The following is a 16,512-nucleotide window of genomic DNA, read 5'->3' as shown; positions in this document are numbered from 1 at the left end:
CCGTCCCGGACGGAGCCTCGCGAAAAACGGCAGGCTCGCCCCGCCAATATACAGGGTTTCTACATCCTGCAATGGCCTTCTTTGCCCCACCGTTGGACGACCGATTAGCACACATCATATGGCTTTGCCACACACTGCCGCAGTCGTCCAAAGCCCAATTGAATCACAGCGTTGCGGGAACCCGCACGGCTAGATCATGGCCATTCCGCCATTCACGTGAATGGTCTGTCCCGTGACATAAGCGGCTTCGTTGGAGGCGAGATAAACCGCCGCAGCCGCGATGTCTTCGGGCGAGCCGAGACGGCCTGCCGGCACCTTGGTCAGAATCGTTTCGCGCTGCTTGTCGTTCAGCACATCGGTCATCGGCGTGGCGATGAAGCCCGGCGCGATGCAGTTGGCGGTGACGTTGCGCTTGGCATATTCGGCGCCCAGCGTCTTGATCATGCCAATCAGGCCGGCCTTGGCAGCCGTGTAATTCCCCTGGCCGGGATTTCCGGTGACGCCGACCACCGAGGTGATGGCGATGATGCGGCCGAAGCGCTTGCGCATCATCAGCTTGGTGGCCGCACGCGCAAGGCGGAAGGTCGAGGTCAGGTTGACGTTGATGACGTTGTCCCAGTCCTCGTCCTTGAGCTGCACGAACAGGTTGTCGCGGGTGATGCCGGCATTGGCGACCAGGATGTCGAGCTGGCCCATGGCCTTCTCGGCGGAGGGCACCAGTTCCTCGACTTCGGCTGCATCGGACAGATTACACGGCAACACATAAGTGCGGTCACCGAGCTTGGCGGCCAGCGCTTCCAGCACCTCGCGGCGGGTGCCGGACAGCGCCACGGTCGCGCCCTGCGCATGCAAAGCGGCCGCGATCGCGCCGCCAATGCCACCGGTAGCGCCGGTCACCAGCGCGGTCTTGCCTGTCAGATCGAACATTCGTTTCTCCTTTGGCCCTGGGCCAATAAAACTCAAACTCTCAGGGGCACTCCTTTCACCTCTCCCCTCCGGGGAGAGGTCGCGCGCCCTGGCGCGCGGGTGAGGGGGCACCACAGGTGACGGCGCTTGCGGAAGCCCCTCACCCGCCCGGCTTCGCCGGTCGACCTCTCCCCGGTGGGGAGAGGTGAAGACACGTCACTTCGCTGCGGTCAGCGCGTCCTTGGCAGCAGCAATATCGTTCGGCCCACCCACAGGCGTGCCGACCGCGCCTTCTGCGATACGCTTGACGAGACCGCTCAGCACCTTGCCGGCGCCGATCTCCAAGAATCGCGTGACGCCCTGCCCGGCCATATAGGCCACGGATTCGCGCCAGCGCACGGTGCCGGTGACCTGCTCGATCAGGCGGCGGCGGATCTCGTCGGGATCGGTGATGGCCGAAGCCAGCACATTCGACACCAGCGGTGCTGCGGGCTTGTTGATCGTGACCTTGGCGAGTGCTTCCGCCATCACGTCAGCGGCGGGCTGCATCAGGCTGCAATGAAACGGCGCCGACACCGGCAGCAGCATCGCGCGCTTGGCGCCCTTGGCCTTGGCGATCTCGACGGCGCGGTCCACCGCAGCCTTGTCGCCGGACACCACGACCTGGCCACCGCCATTGTCATTGGCCGCCTGGCAGACCTGCCCTTGCGCCGCCTCGGCGGCAACCGCGACGGCGGTCTCGTAATCGAGGCCGAGCAAGGCCGCCATGGCACCGACGCCGACCGGCACGGCCTTCTGCATCGCCTGGCCGCGGGTCCGCAGCAGGCGGGCGGCATCGCTGATGGAGAGGCTGCCAGCCGCGGCCAGCGCCGAATATTCACCGAGCGAATGGCCGGCCACGAAAGCCGCGTCCCTGGCCAGTGAAATACCGGCCTCGGCCTCCAGCACGCGCATGGTGGCGAGCGAGACGGCCATCAGCGCCGGCTGGGCATTCTGGGTCAGTTGCAGGGTTTCGGCCGGACCGTCCCAGATGATCGCGGTCAGCTTTTCGCCGAGCGCCGAATCGACCTCGTCGAATACGGCTTTGGCGACGGGAAACGCATCCGCCAGGGCCTTGCCCATGCCGACGGCCTGGGAACCTTGTCCGGGAAATGTAAATGCTGCGGTCATCGGCTCGCCCCGGTCTCGCTTTGTCGGTTAAACTGCTGAAAACGTGCGCCGTAAGACACTGGCATGACCGGCGATGTCAAGTTGCAGCGCCAAAACCGGGTTCCCGGCGGGATTCCCGGACCACCCGTCCGGCGTGCGCAATGACGTCCCTTTCCCTTGCCATTCCGGCAAAAATCCGTATAAGGCGCCGATCCGCAGATCCCGGCCGGGAGCTGAACGGACGGTCACAGCACAATCCATTCACAGATTCTGTTGAGATAGGGCCAGTCGGCCCGTCGTCCCGTGCTTCCGCCTTCTGAGCAGTCGAGTCCTTTCCGAAGGGTTCGAAGGGCTTGCCGCCGGGTGATGCGCTAACACTGGAAAGGACTCCCATGGCTCTCTACGAGCATGTATTCCTCGCGCGTCAGGACGCGAGTGCGCAGCAGGTGGAAGATTTCACCGCGCAGATCACCACCATCGTCGAAGGCGCTGGCGGCAAGATCACCAAGACCGAGAATTGGGGCGTGCGCTCCCTCACCTACCGCATGAACAAGAACCGCAAGGCTCACTTCGTTCTGCTGAACATCGATGCACCGTCGGCCGCGATCGTTGAGATCGAGCGCCAGGAGCGCATCAATGAAGACGTCATCCGTTACCTGACCACCCGTGTCGAAGAGCACGAGGAAGGTCCGTCGGCGATGATGCGCAAGGCCGATCGCGATCGTGAACGCGATGATCGTCCGGGTGGTGGTTTCCGTGGCGACCGTGAAGGCGGTTTCCGTGGCGATCGTCCGGACCGCGGCCCGCGCCGCCCGCGTGACGACAACGAAGCATCGGTTGAGGAGTAAGAAACATGGCTGAAGCTGGTGCACGTCGCCCGTTCTTCCGTCGCCGCAAGACCTGCCCGTTCACGGGAGCCAATGCGCCGAAGATCGACTACAAGGATAGCAAGCTGCTGATGCGTTACGTGTCCGAGCGCGGCAAGATCGTGCCGAGCCGCATCACGGCCGTGTCCGCCAAGAAGCAGCGCGAGCTGGCCCGCGCAATCAAGCGCGCCCGCTTCCTCGGCCTGCTGCCCTACGTGATCCGCTAAGGACACCCTCGTCGTTCCGGAGCGCGCCTTCGCGCGAACCCGGAACCTCGAAATAGCTAAAACACTGCGAGATTCCGGGTTCGCGCCAAGTGGCGCGCCCCGGAATGACAGTTTCATATTTTCTCATAAGGCTTCCGGGTCGTCCGGTTGCCGATGGTTGGGGCGAAATGCTCCTAACCGCTCAAAGGGGGCGGGACAGCTGATGATCTCCAGTCTCCTCATCGCGCTTGCCGCGGGCGCTGCCTCCGCCGTGATGTTCGCCTCGATCGTCTCGGGCGCGCTGGTCTCCATTTTCCTGTTCTATCTCGCTCCGCTCCCGCTGATGGTCGCATGCCTCGGCTGGGGACCGATGACGGCCACGATCGGCGGCATTGCCGCCGCAACCTCGCTCGGCCTCATCTTCGGCATGGGCTATCTCGCCATCTTCGCCATCACGATCGCGCTTCCCGCCTGGTGGCTTGGCCATCTCGCACTGCTCGGCCGCACGGTCGAGGCGCCGGCATCGGTGATGGGCAATGCCGAACCGCGGACCGAGTGGTATCCGATCGGCCGCATCCTGCTGTGGATCGCTGTCTTCGCCTCCATCACCACGATGGCCGCGCTGCTCACCCTCGGCACCGATAGCGAGACAATTTTGGGCGCCCTGAAGCGCTCATTCGCGCGCATCATGTCCGGGCGCACCGAAGGCGACACCGACAACATCGCCAATGCGATTGCGATGATCGCGCCGTCGGCCGCATCGGTGGTCGCGATCATCACGCTAACGCTGAATCTCTGGCTCGCCGGCCGCATCACCGCGACCTCGGGGCGCCTGAAGCGGCCGTGGCCGGATCTGCGCACCCTTGCGTTGCCCCCGATGACGCTGGTGGCACTGTGCATTGCGATTGCGCTGACCTTCCTTGGCGGCATTGTCGGCCTGTTTGCGCAGATCGTCTCGGCGACGCTGCTGATGGCCTATGCCCTCACCGGCTTTGCAACGCTTCATGCGCTCACGATTGGCATGCGCAGCCGCACACTCGTACTCAGCATGATCTATGCGATGGTTCTGGTGCTCGGCTGGCCCATGCTGGTGCTGGCCTGTCTCGGCCTCGCCGATGCCTTTTTCGGATTTCGCCAACGCCTCGGCGAACGTCGACCGCCAGAGACGGCGGCCTGACAACAACTTCACCTCAACTCACATTGAACAGACAAACGAAGGAGATCTAAAATGGAAGTCATTCTGCTGGAACGCGTCGCCAAGCTGGGCCAGATGGGCGAAGTCGTCCGCGTCAAGGACGGTTACGCCCGTAACTTCCTGCTCAAGCGCGGCAAGGCGCTGCGCGCCACCGCCGACAACCGTGCCAAGTATGATGGCATGAAGGCCGACCTCGAGGCCAACAACATCAAGGCCAAGGGCGAAGCCACCAAGGTTGCCGAGCAGATCGACGGCCGCAACGTCGTCGTGATCCGCCAGGCATCGGAAACCGGCCAGCTGTTCGGCTCGGTCTCGGTCCGTGACATCATCGCTTCGTTCGAAGCCGATGGCATCACCTTCGCCCGCAGCCAGGTGCTGCTCGACGCCCCGATCAAGACCATCGGCCAGCACAAGATCTCGATCGCCGTGCATCCGGAAGTCGAAGTCAGCGTCAGCGTCACCGTGGCCCGTTCGGAAGCTGAAGCCGAGCGCATCAACCGTGGCGAAGACATCTCGTCCCGCAAGGATGACCAGGACGCTGCCGCCGAAGCCCTCGCCGCTGCCGGTGAGTTCTTCGATCCGGAAGCCCAGGGCGGCGACGACGAAGACAACGGCTAAGCCCGACGCGCTTGTAGGATGGGTTGAGCGCAGGCGCGACAGCGCGGGAGCGACAACCCATCAGCCGAGCTTGCGGCGCTGACAGAATGATGGGTTTTCGCTCCGCTCAACCCATCCTACGACCCTCGCAACAACGAAAAAGCCCGGCCTCACGGCCGGGCTTTTTTGTTTGTCGCTCACTACTCTGCGGGCTTCGCGGGCTCTGACGGCGCCGCTGCGGGCGGCGGCGAAGCCGGCGCGCTCGGTTCGGGCTCCTTCGGAGCCGGCGTCACGGCTGGCACCGGATCGGAGCGGGTCGCCGGCGGCGTCTCTGCCTTTGGCTCCGGCTTGGCCGCTTCTGCAGGCTTGGGCTGTTCGACCGGCTTTGGAGGAGCAGCTTCCTTCGGCTCGGATTTGGCCGGCTCGGGCTTGTCGGTCTCGGGCTTTCCGTCGTGCTTCGGCTCGTCCTTGACGGTGTCGGCCTTCGGCTCTTCCTGCTGCCGGCGGTTCTTCTTGCCGGCCTTCTGCTTCTGCCCGGCCGGACGCTCAGTCTCGGCCGCGGCAGGTGCCTGTGCTTCCCCAGCCGGAGCGGCCTCGGCGGGCGGCTGGCGCTTGGTGCGGCCGCGACGTGGTGCCTGTTCTGCGGGCGCTGTTGCATCTGCACCGGGCTGGGCCTGCGGACGCTCAGCCGCAGCCGGACGCTGGCGACCCACGGGAGCCGCATCGGACGGCGCCGGTGCTTGCTCACGCGACAATTCGCGGCCCTGGCGGGTCAGGTTGTCGTCATTGCCCCGGCGACCGACGGCAGCACCACCGCCCGCGCCATTGGCGATGACATAGGCACTCATGACCTTCGCCATGTCGCTGCTGGTTGTGTAGTGCTGGCGCAGGAAGCCCGGCAGCTGCCCTGGCGCCACGCTCTTGAGGAGGCCACGGGCGCTCTTGTGACAGACGCCGCAATTGCCGTTGAACAGCTGCGCCGGCGATTTGCCGGCCTCAAGGTTCTGGGCGAAGGCGGGCGCGATGAGGGAGGAAGGTGCCGCGAAGCCAATCAAAAGCATCGCCGTCGCTAAACTGAGCGCTCGGCCCAACATTTCAGTCTCCGAAATACAATTTGTCTAACCTGAATCTCTTGTAGCCGAATGCGCCGCGAATGGAAGCGGTCGGGCGATTCAAGCCTGTGCGCGAAACTGTGATCGCGGCAAATTGTATGGCGGCAATGCGACGGACGCATTGGCAGAGCCGGCGCCGCCTACCTATCATGCCATTTCTAGGGAGACAGTTGATCTCGTGCGGGGCGTTTAACGACGCTGATGCGCCGGGCACGCGATCGGATCATTGGAGATGATTTCGATGGACCGTCTGCTGCGTTTCTTCCTGGACCGTTACATCCGCCGCGGGGCGCTGACTTTCATCACCGCGGCCGGCAAGTCTTTTACATGTGGCGACGGCACCGGCGACCCGGTCACCGTCCGCTTCAAGACAAAAGCAGCCCAGCGCCGGCTGCTGTTCGACCCCGAGCTCGCGCTCGGCGAACTTTATATGGAAGGCGAACTCGTGATGGAGCGCGGCACGATTGCCGACCTCCTCGCCATCGCCCTCTCCCAGCCAGATCTGTCGCCACGCTGGGCCAAGTTGCAATATTGGCTACGTTATCTGCTCCGCCCCGCCAAGCAGTTCAATCCGCGCAAGCGGTCACGCAACAACGTCGCCCATCACTACGATCTCGATGCCCGGCTGTATTCGCTCTTCCTCGATCCCGACCGACAATATAGTTGCGCCTATTTCGACGGCCCCAGCACGTCGCTGGACGAGGCCCAGCTCGCCAAGAAGCGCCACCTCGCCGCAAAACTGCTGATCGAGAAGGGCCAGCGCGTGCTCGATATCGGCAGTGGCTGGGGCGGGCTCGGCCTGTATCTGGCCGAGATGACCGGCGCCCGCGTCACCGGCGTGACGCTCTCCACCGAGCAGCTCGAGGTCGCCAATGCCCGGGCCGCCGAGAAGCAACTCGCGGGTTGCGCCAAATTCCTGCTGCAGGACTATCGCGATATTCCCGGCCCGTTCGACCGCATCGTCTCGGTGGGGATGTTCGAACATGTCGGCATCGATCACTACGACACCTTCTTCAAACGTTGCGCCGAGCTGCTGAGCCCGGACGGCGTGATGGTGCTGCATTCCATCGGGCGGCCAGAAGGTCCCGGCATCACCAATCCGTGGATTACGAAATACATCTTTCCAGGTGGCTACATTCCTGCCCTTTCCGAAGTACTGCCGGCAATCGAGCGGGCAGGCCTGCTGGTCTCGGACATCGAAATCCTGCGCCTGCATTATGCCGAGACGCTCAAAGCCTGGCGCGAACGTTTTATGGCGCGGCGAGACGAAGCGGTGCAGCTCTATGACGAGCGCTTTGCGCTGATGTGGGAATTCTATCTGGCGTCCTCGGAAATGTCGTTCCGCAAGCAGAACACGATGAATTTCCAGATCCAGCTCACACGCCGGCAGGACGTGGTGCCGTTGACGCGGGATTATATCGGCCGAGAGGAGGCGCGCCTTGTGGCGGTGGAGCGGGCCATTTCGCCCAAGCTCCAGATGGCAGGGGATTAACGCTCAGAACGACAGTTCAAGAAGTTCGGCTCGCCGGGTGCCCCCGAGGCGCGCCACTGTCGCGGCCGGCCGCTGCAGGCGCGCCATGGCGGCGGACAACAACGCCTTGTCGCATGGCTCGTCGTGAAGCTGCTCGGCACGCTCGAACGTGCCTACCAGCTCGGACAACCACATCGTATCATCGGCTGCCGTCAACGGCTGGCCCTGACCCATCGATCTGTCCTTACGCCTCTGTCGCCCGCACTTGTGCACGTGGCTTCGTTGCAGTCTCAACGCCCGATCCGGCAACCGGTTCCGGGTGTTGCAGCATTGCAATCCCTGTTCTTGTTATAAGTGAGACATCTCGCCATCCGGTTCAGTTCCATCCAGCGATTTTCCGGGTTCCTTTAAGGGACCGTTGAGGAACCGGGCACCGGCGGCGCCGGGAACGCGTCAAGCGCCGATTGACCGAAGCCTGTGATTTCCCCCAACCCGCAGTGTGAATCGTGCATAAGGGCACAGCATGCTTCCCCCTGCCCGCGCCATTGCGCTTATGTCCGGGGCCGCGCATCCGCCCCATTTGAACAAAAAAATCGAGCATCATGGCCGCATCCGATTCCAACGTCCTCAAGCTCGCTCCCGACGTGAATTCGCCTGCCTATCGCAGCGCGCCGCATAATATCGAGGCCGAACAGGGCGTTCTCGGCGCCATGCTGGTGAACAATGACGCCTTCTATCGTGTCTCGGACTTCCTGAAGGCCGAGCATTTCTACGAGCCGCTGCACCAGACGATTTTCGATACGGCCGCGAGCATCATCCGCGCCGGCAAGATCGCCACCCCGGTGACGCTGAAGACCTTCCTGCCCGCCGACACCGATCTCGGCGGCATGACCGTCGCCCAATACATCGCCCGCCTCGCGGCCGAGGCGACGACGATCATCAATGCGCAGGACTATGGCCGCAGCATTTATGACCTCGCGATCCGCCGCCAGCTGATCGGCGTCGGCGAGGACATGGTGAATGTCGCCTATGACGCGCCGGTGGACTTTGCCCCGCGCGCCCAGATCGAGGATGCCGAGCGCCGCCTCTACGAACTCGCCGAAGCCGGTCGCTATGACGGCGGCTTCCAGCGCTTCTCGCAGGCCATGACCACCGCGCTCGAAATGGCGGCCAATGCCTATCAGCGTGATGGAAAGCTCTCCGGCGTCTCCACCGGCCTGCGCGATCTCGACGCCCGCATGGGCGGGCTGCAGCGCTCCGACTTGATCGTGCTCGCCGGCCGTCCTGCCATGGGCAAGACCTCGCTCGCCACCAATATCGCCTACAATATCGCCGCCGCCTATCAGGCCGAACTGCAGCCGGACGGTACCAGCAAAACCGTCAATGGCGGCGTCGTCGGCTTCTTCTCGTGCGAAATGTCGGCCGAACAGCTCGCCACGCGTATTCTGGCCGAGCAGACCGAGATTTCGTCGAGCCTGATCCGCCGCGGCGGCATCACCCAGGACCAGTTCGACAAGGTCCGCGACTACACCATCAAGCTGCAGAACCTGCCGCTTTATGTGGACGAAACCGGCGGCCTCTCCATCTCGCAGCTCACCGCCCGCGCCCGCCGCCTGAAGCGGCAAAAGGGCCTCGACGTCATCATGGTGGACTACATCCAGCTGCTGCAGGGCTCGGGCAAGCGCTCGGACAACCGCGTGCAGGAAGTCACCGAAATCACGACCAACCTGAAGGCGCTGGCGAAGGAGCTCAACGTCCCGATCATCGCGCTGTCACAGCTGTCGCGTCAGGTGGAAAACCGCGAAGACAAGCGCCCGCAGCTCGCCGACTTGCGTGAATCCGGATCGATCGAGCAGGACGCCGACGTGGTGATGTTCGTCTATCGCGAGGAATACTACCTGCAGGCCAAAGAACCCAAGGCAGGCACGCCGGAGCACGAAAAGTGGCAACTCGACATGTCGATGGTGCACGGCAAGGCCGAAGTGATCGTCGCCAAGCAGCGACACGGCCCCACGGGCGCTGTCCCCCTGCAGTTCGAAGGCCAGTTCACGCGTTTCAGCGACCTCGCCGAAGGCGACCGTTACATGCCGGCGGTGTCTCACGAGTGATTTGGTCGCGGCGACATAACGCCCGTGAAAGGTCATTGCCTACCCCGCTGTCATTACCCGCGAAAGCGGGTAATCCAGTAGACACCGGCACTGGTGATCCTCACATTGGCCGGTGTTTACTGGATCGCCCGATCAGGTCGGGCGATGACAACCGATAGCGATCCCGCCACGCGCGGGCGGATCTATCGCCTGGGACTCGCAGATGACCGAAGACACCACCCTCGCCCCCACAGCCATCGGCGTGCTCACCATCGACCTCGACGCCATCGCCGCCAACTGGCGCAAGCTGGAGAAAGCCAGCGTCCCGGCCGAATGCGGCGCAGCCGTCAAGGCCGATGCCTATGGCTGCGGGATCGACCGTGTCGTCCCTGCCCTTGCCAAGGCCGGCTGCAAGACCTTCTTCGTCGCCACCATCGATGAAGCCCGCGCCGCGCGTGCGGGCGCGCCGGACGCCGCCATCTATGTGCTCAACGGCCTGTCGCCGAATGCCGGTGATGCGCTTGCCGCCGTCAAGGCACAGCCCGTCATCGGCGATCTCAACGAACTCGCCGAATGGGACATGTTCTGCCGCCGCACCGGCTGGACCGGCGGCGCCGGCATTCATGTGGACACCGGCATGAGCCGGCTCGGTCTGTCGCTCGACGAGGCCCAGAGCCTTGCCCCACGTATCGCCTCCGGCAATCACGGTTTGACGCTGGCCATCAGCCACCTCGCTTGCGCCGAGCAGCTGCAGAACCCGATGAATCCGAAACAGGTTGGCGCTTTCCGCGAAGTCTCGCATCTGTTCTCCGGCATCACCTCGTCGCTGGCGAATTCCTCCGGCATCTATCTCGGCCCGAGCTATTTGTTCGACATGGTGCGGCCGGGGGCTGCGATCTACGGTGTCAATCCGACACCGGAAGCCGCCAATCCGATGCTGCCGGTGATTGATCTCAAGGCGCGCATCATCCAGACCCGCGATGTCCCGCGCGGCGACACGGTCGGCTATGGCGCCACCTGGACCGCGCGTCGCCCGACTCGCCTCGCCATCATCGCAACCGGCTATGCCGACGGCTATTTTCGCGCGGCGGGGAGCAATGATGGCACGCGCGGCGCCGAAGTGGTGATCGCCGGCCAGCGCTGCCCGATCGCCGGCCGCATCTCGATGGACCTGATCGCCGCCGATATCACCGACCTGCCGCAAAACGCCGCCCGCCGCGGCCACATGGCGACGCTGATCGGCGAAGGCCTCACCGTAAATGACCTCGCGCATCACTTCGGCACCATCGCCTACGAAGTGCTGACCAGTCTGGGTCGCCGCTATCAGCGGGTCTACACAGGCGGCTGAGCCAATCAGCGCGGCTGCACGCGATAGAGAACCGCATACGGCGTCGTCGTCACCGCGGCCAGCCCCGCGATGTCAGGAAGCGGCGTCGGCGCATCGATCAGCAAGAGATAGTCGAAATTCCTGCGCCAGTTCTTGATGTAGCCCGCCGCCAGACCATCATCGCCCTGCAGATACGGCAGATCGATCGGCTCATCGAGCGGGTTCGATATCGCTTTGTACGGTGGCAGGATGTCGATCGGCTGCTGCGTGGGATCGGCGAACATCAGCGGCCAGAACGCCTTGCGTTCGATCGCCAGCAAGGCGCCGAGTTGTCCATCGAGCCGATAGGCGCGTGGCAATACGCGGGCTGGCTTCGGTGTTTCCATGACCTTGCCGGTCTGCCCGCGCGCCACCAGCACCTTTGCGCCGGGCTCGACAGCGCTGATGGCCGCACGCACATCCGCCAGATCGCCGCGATGCGCGATCCATGTCGATGCGATGTAGCCGCTTCTCACGCCGATCAAGACGGCGAACAATGTGCCGACGACGATCGCGCCGCGCCTGCCCGGTCGCGGATCCATCGTCGCGAAGGCGACCAGGGCGATCATCAGCGCCAGCCGCATATCGACAAAGGTGCCGTCCTTGATGGTCGACGGCGCGATCACGAAAATCAGGCCGAGCACACCGAGCGCAAGCCCTGCTCCCGGCGCCCACCCCGCCCCGTCCCGCAACAGGACGAACACGGCGAACACTGTGAGCCCGCTCACCAGGGTCAGGCCGATATTCGTCGTCATCACCGGAGCAAACAGCGCCCATAGTTTGTGGATGCCACCCCACTCGCCGATCGTCATCCGCCCGTCTGCCAGCGGGCACAGCACGAATAGCAGCACCGCAGGGATCAAGGTGAGCGCAAGACGCAAGCCAGCTGCAAACATCGCCCGCATGAAAGGCCGCCCGCCCCCCCTTCGGGTCCACAGGCGCGCCGCCTCGTCGGAACCGATCAGGAGCGCGAACAGGATCACACCGAACAGATGCGTGAAAAAGATCACCGCCACGAGCAGTGCGCCGACCACCGTCGCGGACCAGACGTTGCGCCGTCGCAGCGTGAGCCAGATCGCAGCAAAGCCCAGTGCGAGCCCGAGCGAGAGCAGGAAATTCATGAAGCCGAAATAAAAGATTCCGCTGGTCGCGATCATGCCCGACGCCAGCGGCCATAAGGCGAAACGGCCAAAGGCGACGCGGTGATACGCAACGACGCCAATCACCGGTGCAAACAGGCTGAGCGCCAGCAGTAGCCGTCCGCTGACATGAACGGGAAGGACTTTCAGCAGCGCCGTGCCCAGCACATCCATGCCGAGATTGGGCACGATGCGCCAGTGCGGAACGTAGATGCGCGAGAGCGCGGGATCGTCGGGATGCGCCAGCACGAAAATGCGCGCCAGATGATTGGGATAATCGAGCACCGGTGGCACATCGACCAAGAACAATGGCAATGCCAGTGCGATGGTCAGCGCCAGCGCCGCGAGCAGCCACAGGCGGTCCGGCCACCGGCCGCTGATGGCCGCGTGATCGGAAAGCGCGCCGGATGCGTTCATGAGTAATGTCGCCTTGTTTCGGCCCAGGATGGCGGAGGCGGATTGAGATCCCGTCAACAGGTGACCGATCCCGGAGAATCGTGGTGAGGTCGATGTCCGATCACCATTTATGCCGGGCGCCGGGGCCTTCATTGTCGTTCATTTTTGTCTGCGCCGTCGGCCTGCTCGCCGGCACCATTTCCGGCATCGTCGGCACCGGCTCGTCGATCATGCTGATGCCGGTGCTGATCTATGAATTCGGCCCCAGGGAAGCCGTGCCGATCATGGCTGTCGCCGCCGTGATGGCCAATCTCTCGCGCATCATGGCGTGGTGGCGCGAGATCGACTGGCGCGCGACCTTCGCCTATTCGATCACCGGCATTCCGGCCGCAGCGCTTGGCGCGCGCACGCTGCTGGTGCTGCCGTCGCAGGCCGTCGATCTCACCATCGGAGTGTTCTTCATCGCCATGGTGCCGCTGCGACACTGGCTGGCGCGGCGCTCCTTCACCATAGCTCTTTGGCAGCTCGCACTCGGCGGCGCCATCATCGGCTACATCACCGGCATCGTCGTCTCCAGCGGTCCATTGAGCGTGCCGCTGTTTCTGTTCTACGGCCTTGCCAAGGGCGCTTTCCTCGCCACCGAAGCGGCCAGTTCGCTCGGCCTCTATCTCAGCAAATCCATCACCTTCCAGCGCTTCGGTGCCCTCGATCTCGATGTGCTGGTGAAAGGCCTGATCGCCGGCGCCTCGCTGATGTTCGGCGCCTTCATCGCCAAGCGCTATGTATTAAAGCTCAGCGTGGAGACATTCCGGCGCATCATGGACGGCATCATGATCGTAGCAGGCATCAGCATGGTGCTGTCGGGCCTGCGCCTGGTTTAAACGCGTAGCCGTAGGATGGGTTAAGCGCAGCGAAAACCCATCGGCCGAACGATGCTGCGGGCTCTGCCGATGGGTTATCGCGCTTCGCGCTCAACCCATCCTACAGCCCCAAAAACAAATCGGCCGCCTTGCGGCGGCCGATTGATCGTTCAAACTTTGTGGTTGGCTCAGTAGCCGTAGCGTCCGTAACCGCCACCATAGCTGTAGCCGCCGCCATAGCTTGCGCCGTAACCGTAGCCGCCAGAGCTGGCGCCGAAGCTGAAACCGCTATTGCAGGTCGAGCAACCCGTCTGCACCTGAACCGGTGCGTAGTAAACCTGAGCCGGCGCGACCTGCACGGTGCGCTGCTGGGTGGCGTACTGCGCGGGGATGCGGCGATATTCGGTGCGCGCCGGCGCGACCATCACGGTCTTCGGCACCATCACTGTGCGATACTGGGCCGGACGGTGACGACGCACGGTGTGACCGGGCGACACCATCACGGTGCGCTCGACCGTGCGATACTGCGGCGGGATCACCTGCGTCTGATAGCAGGTGGTGCAGCCGGCCTGAGCCATGCTGGGAATCGCCATGCCGGCGACAGCAACGATTGCGGCAATAATTGATTTTTTCATGATCGTGTCCTGTGCGAAGGCCGTATTGCAAACGAGTTCGGATCGCTTTCGGACACGAGATTTAAATGACCCACACCGCGGGTCAACGCGGAGTTGTTATTTACCTTGACGAACGTCGTTAAGAGGACGTGACAATCAATCATCAACCACTCGGCTCATGGTCCACGGAGTTTTTATGAAGATTCATCGTCTCACGACCATCAAGGACTGCGTTCTGATTGAAGGCGGGCACGATGCAACAGCGCACACAACGCGCGTGGCGGCCTGTGCGGTCGTCGCCAATCCGCTGGTGGGCAGCGCGCACGACGATGTCAGCAAACTCTTTCCCTTCGGCTCCGAACTCGGAGCATTGTTGGTCAAGGAAGCGCTCGCCCTGCTACCCCGCCCGGCGATCTGCTACGGCAAGGCTGCGATCGTCGGCACGGCCGGAGACATCGAGCATGGCGCAGCGGTGCTCCATCCGCGCATGGGCAGACCCATGCGCGATGCCATCGGAGGCGGCGCTGCGCTTATTCCTTCCAACGTCATCATCGGCGCGGTTGGCGCCACCCTCAATGTGCCGATCGGCCACAAGGACGACCCATGGGCGCTGGATTTCATCGACACCATCGACGTCACCGTCGGTCATGCGCCGCGGCCGGACGAAATCCTGGTGATCGTGGCACTGGCCGATGGACCGAGACCACGTCCGCGTCTTGGCAAATAAGCATAGCGTGTCGCTGACCATCTGATCTGTGCAGCGCTTCGGCCACACCGAGGTGACCGCCTGCGCCACCAAAAGAACAAAACGGGATCGACGCAGGGGCGAGCCTCGCCTACAATGGGCGTCAGCAACAGTCCCACCACGAGCGATTCCACCTCATGGCCAAATCCGCCCCCTCCTTCGTCTGCCAGAATTGCGGCGCCGCCTATAACAAATGGCAGGGCAAGTGCGAGGCGTGTGGCGAGTGGAACACGCTGGCCGCCGAGGACAGCGCCACTGCCATTCCGGTCTCCGCGCGGTCCAAGCGCAAGGGACGCACCTTCAATCTCGAAAGCCTGACCGGCACCAGCCAGGATGCGCCGCGCATTCCGTCCGGCATGGGCGAACTCGACCGCGTCACCGGCGGCGGTTTTGTGCGCGGCTCCATCATCCTGATCGGCGGCGATCCCGGCATCGGCAAATCGACCCTGCTGACCCAGGCGACCTCCATGATGGCCCGCGCCGGCCACCGCGTCGTCTATATCTCCGGCGAAGAAGCCGTGGCCCAGGTGCGGTTGCGCGCCGCCCGCCTTGGCCTTGCCGATGCGCCGGTGCAACTGGCGTCCGAAACCTCGGTGGAAGACATCGTCGCCACGCTGTCCGAAGGCACCGTGCCGCGGCTGATCGTCATCGACTCGATCCAGACCATGTGGACCGACACGGTGGAATCAGCACCGGGCACCGTCACCCAGGTTCGCGCCTCCGCGCAGGCGCTCATTCGCTTTGCCAAGAAGACCGGCGCCACCATCATCCTGGTCGGCCACGTCACCAAGGACGGCCAGATCGCCGGCCCCCGCGTGGTCGAGCACATGGTCGATGCCGTGATGTCCTTCGAGGGCGAAGGGTCGCAGCAGTTCCGCATCCTGCGCGCGGTGAAGAACCGCTTCGGCCCCACCGACGAGATCGGCGTATTCGAGATGACCGGCCTCGGCCTGCGCGAGGTGTCCAACCCGTCCGAACTGTTTCTGTCCGATCGCGATCTCGGCTCGCCCGGCACCGCCGTGTTCGGCGGCATGGAGGGCACCCGTCCCGTACTCGTCGAATTGCAGGCTCTGGTTGCTCCAACCACGCTCGGCACACCACGACGTGCCGTGGTCGGCTGGGACTCGTCGCGCCTGTCGATGGTGCTCGCGGTGCTGGAAGCCCATTGCGGCGTGAAACTGTCGGGCTACGACGTCTATTTCAATGTCGCCGGTGGCTTGCGCATCAACGAACCCGCCGCCGACATGGCGGCGGCCGCCGCCCTCGTCTCCTCGCTCTGCAATGCGCCATTGCCCACCGATGCCGTCTATTTCGGTGAAATCTCACTGTCCGGTGCGGTGCGCCCCGTCGCCCAAACGTCTGCACGGCTGAAAGAAGCGGCAAAACTCGGCTTCGGCCGCGCCGTGCTGCCGGAGGCCGCGCGCGGCGATCCCGGCGGCGATGCAGGCCTCACGCTCAACAGCATCGGCAATCTCACAACTCTCGTCGCAGAAATCGCCGCTCGCGGCGTCAAGCCGGCGCGCGATGGCGGCAATACCACACAGTCGGACAAAAACGCCCCGCCTGCCCGTTTCCGGCGTGAGAACGGGTGACGGTTGCGTGACCTCGTCCGCGTGGCCCGCTATAGAAAACCTGCGCTAAAAACGTGACCATCGCGCAACGCTTCGTTCAGGTTCTTCTTCCGAAGCGGAACAATGGTGTGAGGTGCGGCCTGCAGGCGGTTTTCCGCATCTGTGAGACGTGCCATATCACCGTCACCTGAACTGGCAGCCTTTCTGCCGATTCGCGTTTCTGACCAAGCGG

Annotated in this window: 16 protein-coding genes and 1 pseudogene; 10 read left to right on the top strand and 7 right to left on the bottom strand. The window is 63.8% G+C overall.

All coding sequences use genetic code 11. The features are described from left to right. Positions 1–189: 189 nt before the first annotated feature. Entirely contained in the window at positions 190–927 is a 738-nt protein-coding gene (fabG, locus tag AC1RQ5_RS15160; RefSeq protein WP_493200024.1) for a 3-oxoacyl-[acyl-carrier-protein] reductase, read from the bottom strand. 195 nt (positions 928–1,122) lie between these two features. After that, positions 1,123–2,076 (bottom strand): ACP S-malonyltransferase, encoded by a 954-nt coding sequence (gene fabD / locus AC1RQ5_RS15155; RefSeq protein WP_493200022.1) that lies wholly within the window; start codon positions 2,074–2,076, stop codon positions 1,123–1,125. Positions 2,077–2,447: 371 nt separating this feature from the next. Between fabD and rpsF the strand changes: the two genes are divergently transcribed. The 4 genes from rpsF to rplI all read left to right on the top strand — a co-directional run bounded on the left by rpsF (position 2,448) and on the right by rplI (position 4,940). Further along, positions 2,448–2,903: a 30S ribosomal protein S6 gene (gene rpsF, locus AC1RQ5_RS15150; protein WP_398482803.1), complete on the top strand. Its 456-nt coding sequence runs from the start codon at positions 2,448–2,450 to the stop codon at positions 2,901–2,903. Between the two features lie 5 nt (positions 2,904–2,908). Next, positions 2,909–3,148: a 30S ribosomal protein S18 gene (gene rpsR, locus AC1RQ5_RS15145; protein WP_011158623.1), complete on the top strand. Its 240-nt coding sequence runs from the start codon at positions 2,909–2,911 to the stop codon at positions 3,146–3,148. 202 nt (positions 3,149–3,350) lie between these two features. Continuing rightward, positions 3,351–4,304, top strand: coding sequence for a YybS family protein (locus tag AC1RQ5_RS15140; RefSeq protein ID WP_493200019.1), 954 nt, complete (start codon positions 3,351–3,353; stop codon positions 4,302–4,304). 51 nt (positions 4,305–4,355) lie between these two features. After that, positions 4,356–4,940 (top strand): 50S ribosomal protein L9, encoded by a 585-nt coding sequence (gene rplI / locus AC1RQ5_RS15135; protein ID WP_398482807.1) that lies wholly within the window; start codon positions 4,356–4,358, stop codon positions 4,938–4,940. A gap of 179 nt (positions 4,941–5,119) precedes the next feature. Here rplI and AC1RQ5_RS15130 read toward each other — a convergent pair whose 3' ends face one another. Further along, a complete protein-coding gene (locus tag AC1RQ5_RS15130) occupies positions 5,120–5,980 on the bottom strand; it encodes a hypothetical protein (protein WP_493200018.1) in 861 nt (286 codons plus the stop codon). A 292-nt stretch (positions 5,981–6,272) separates the two neighbouring features. Here AC1RQ5_RS15130 and AC1RQ5_RS15125 point away from each other — a divergent pair, with 292 nt between their 5' ends. After that, the gene (locus tag AC1RQ5_RS15125; protein ID WP_493200017.1) at positions 6,273–7,523 is read left to right on the top strand and encodes a cyclopropane fatty acid synthase; all 1,251 of its coding nucleotides are present in this window, start codon (positions 6,273–6,275) and stop codon (positions 7,521–7,523) included. 3 nt (positions 7,524–7,526) lie between these two features. Here AC1RQ5_RS15125 and AC1RQ5_RS15120 read toward each other — a convergent pair whose 3' ends face one another. Continuing rightward, entirely contained in the window at positions 7,527–7,736 is a 210-nt protein-coding gene (locus AC1RQ5_RS15120; protein WP_493200015.1) for a hypothetical protein, read from the bottom strand. Positions 7,737–8,104: 368 nt separating this feature from the next. Here AC1RQ5_RS15120 and AC1RQ5_RS15115 point away from each other — a divergent pair, with 368 nt between their 5' ends. Beyond that, on the top strand, positions 8,105–9,610 hold the full coding sequence (locus tag AC1RQ5_RS15115) for a replicative DNA helicase (RefSeq protein ID WP_398482814.1): 1,506 nt from the start codon (positions 8,105–8,107) through the stop codon (positions 9,608–9,610). A 202-nt stretch (positions 9,611–9,812) separates the two neighbouring features. Continuing rightward, positions 9,813–10,937 carry an alanine racemase gene (gene alr / locus AC1RQ5_RS15110; RefSeq protein WP_493200013.1) on the top strand — a complete coding sequence of 375 codons (1,125 nt, stop codon included), beginning with the start codon at positions 9,813–9,815 and terminating at the stop codon, positions 10,935–10,937. 5 nt (positions 10,938–10,942) lie between these two features. Here alr and AC1RQ5_RS15105 read toward each other — a convergent pair whose 3' ends face one another. Then, positions 10,943–12,511: a hypothetical protein gene (locus tag AC1RQ5_RS15105; protein WP_493200011.1), complete on the bottom strand. Its 1,569-nt coding sequence runs from the start codon at positions 12,509–12,511 to the stop codon at positions 10,943–10,945. 131 nt (positions 12,512–12,642) lie between these two features. On the opposite strand from AC1RQ5_RS15105, the gene AC1RQ5_RS15100 reads away from it, so the two are divergent. Further along, a complete protein-coding gene (locus tag AC1RQ5_RS15100) occupies positions 12,643–13,371 on the top strand; it encodes a sulfite exporter TauE/SafE family protein (protein ID WP_493200010.1) in 729 nt (242 codons plus the stop codon). Positions 13,372–13,643: 272 nt separating this feature from the next. Here the strand turns inward: AC1RQ5_RS15100 and AC1RQ5_RS15095 are convergent. Beyond that, a pseudogene (locus AC1RQ5_RS15095) lies at positions 13,644–13,943 on the bottom strand (hypothetical protein); the annotation flags it as partial. 217 nt (positions 13,944–14,160) lie between these two features. On the opposite strand from AC1RQ5_RS15095, the gene AC1RQ5_RS15090 reads away from it, so the two are divergent. Further along, entirely contained in the window at positions 14,161–14,691 is a 531-nt protein-coding gene (locus AC1RQ5_RS15090) for an amino acid synthesis family protein (protein WP_493200009.1), read from the top strand. A gap of 155 nt (positions 14,692–14,846) precedes the next feature. Continuing rightward, positions 14,847–16,301: a DNA repair protein RadA gene (gene radA, locus AC1RQ5_RS15085; protein ID WP_398482824.1), complete on the top strand. Its 1,455-nt coding sequence runs from the start codon at positions 14,847–14,849 to the stop codon at positions 16,299–16,301. A gap of 29 nt (positions 16,302–16,330) precedes the next feature. On the opposite strand, the gene AC1RQ5_RS15080 is transcribed toward radA, so the two are convergent. Further along, positions 16,331–16,456 carry a hypothetical protein gene (locus AC1RQ5_RS15080; protein ID WP_493200008.1) on the bottom strand — a complete coding sequence of 42 codons (126 nt, stop codon included), beginning with the start codon at positions 16,454–16,456 and terminating at the stop codon, positions 16,331–16,333. Between the last annotated feature and the right edge of the window lie 56 nt (positions 16,457–16,512).

The sequence above is a fragment of the Tardiphaga sp. GW821-FHT12E02 genome (assembly GCF_058807155.1).
The sequence above is the reverse complement of the archived record's forward strand: the minus strand, read 5'-3'. Positions and strand labels throughout refer to the sequence as shown.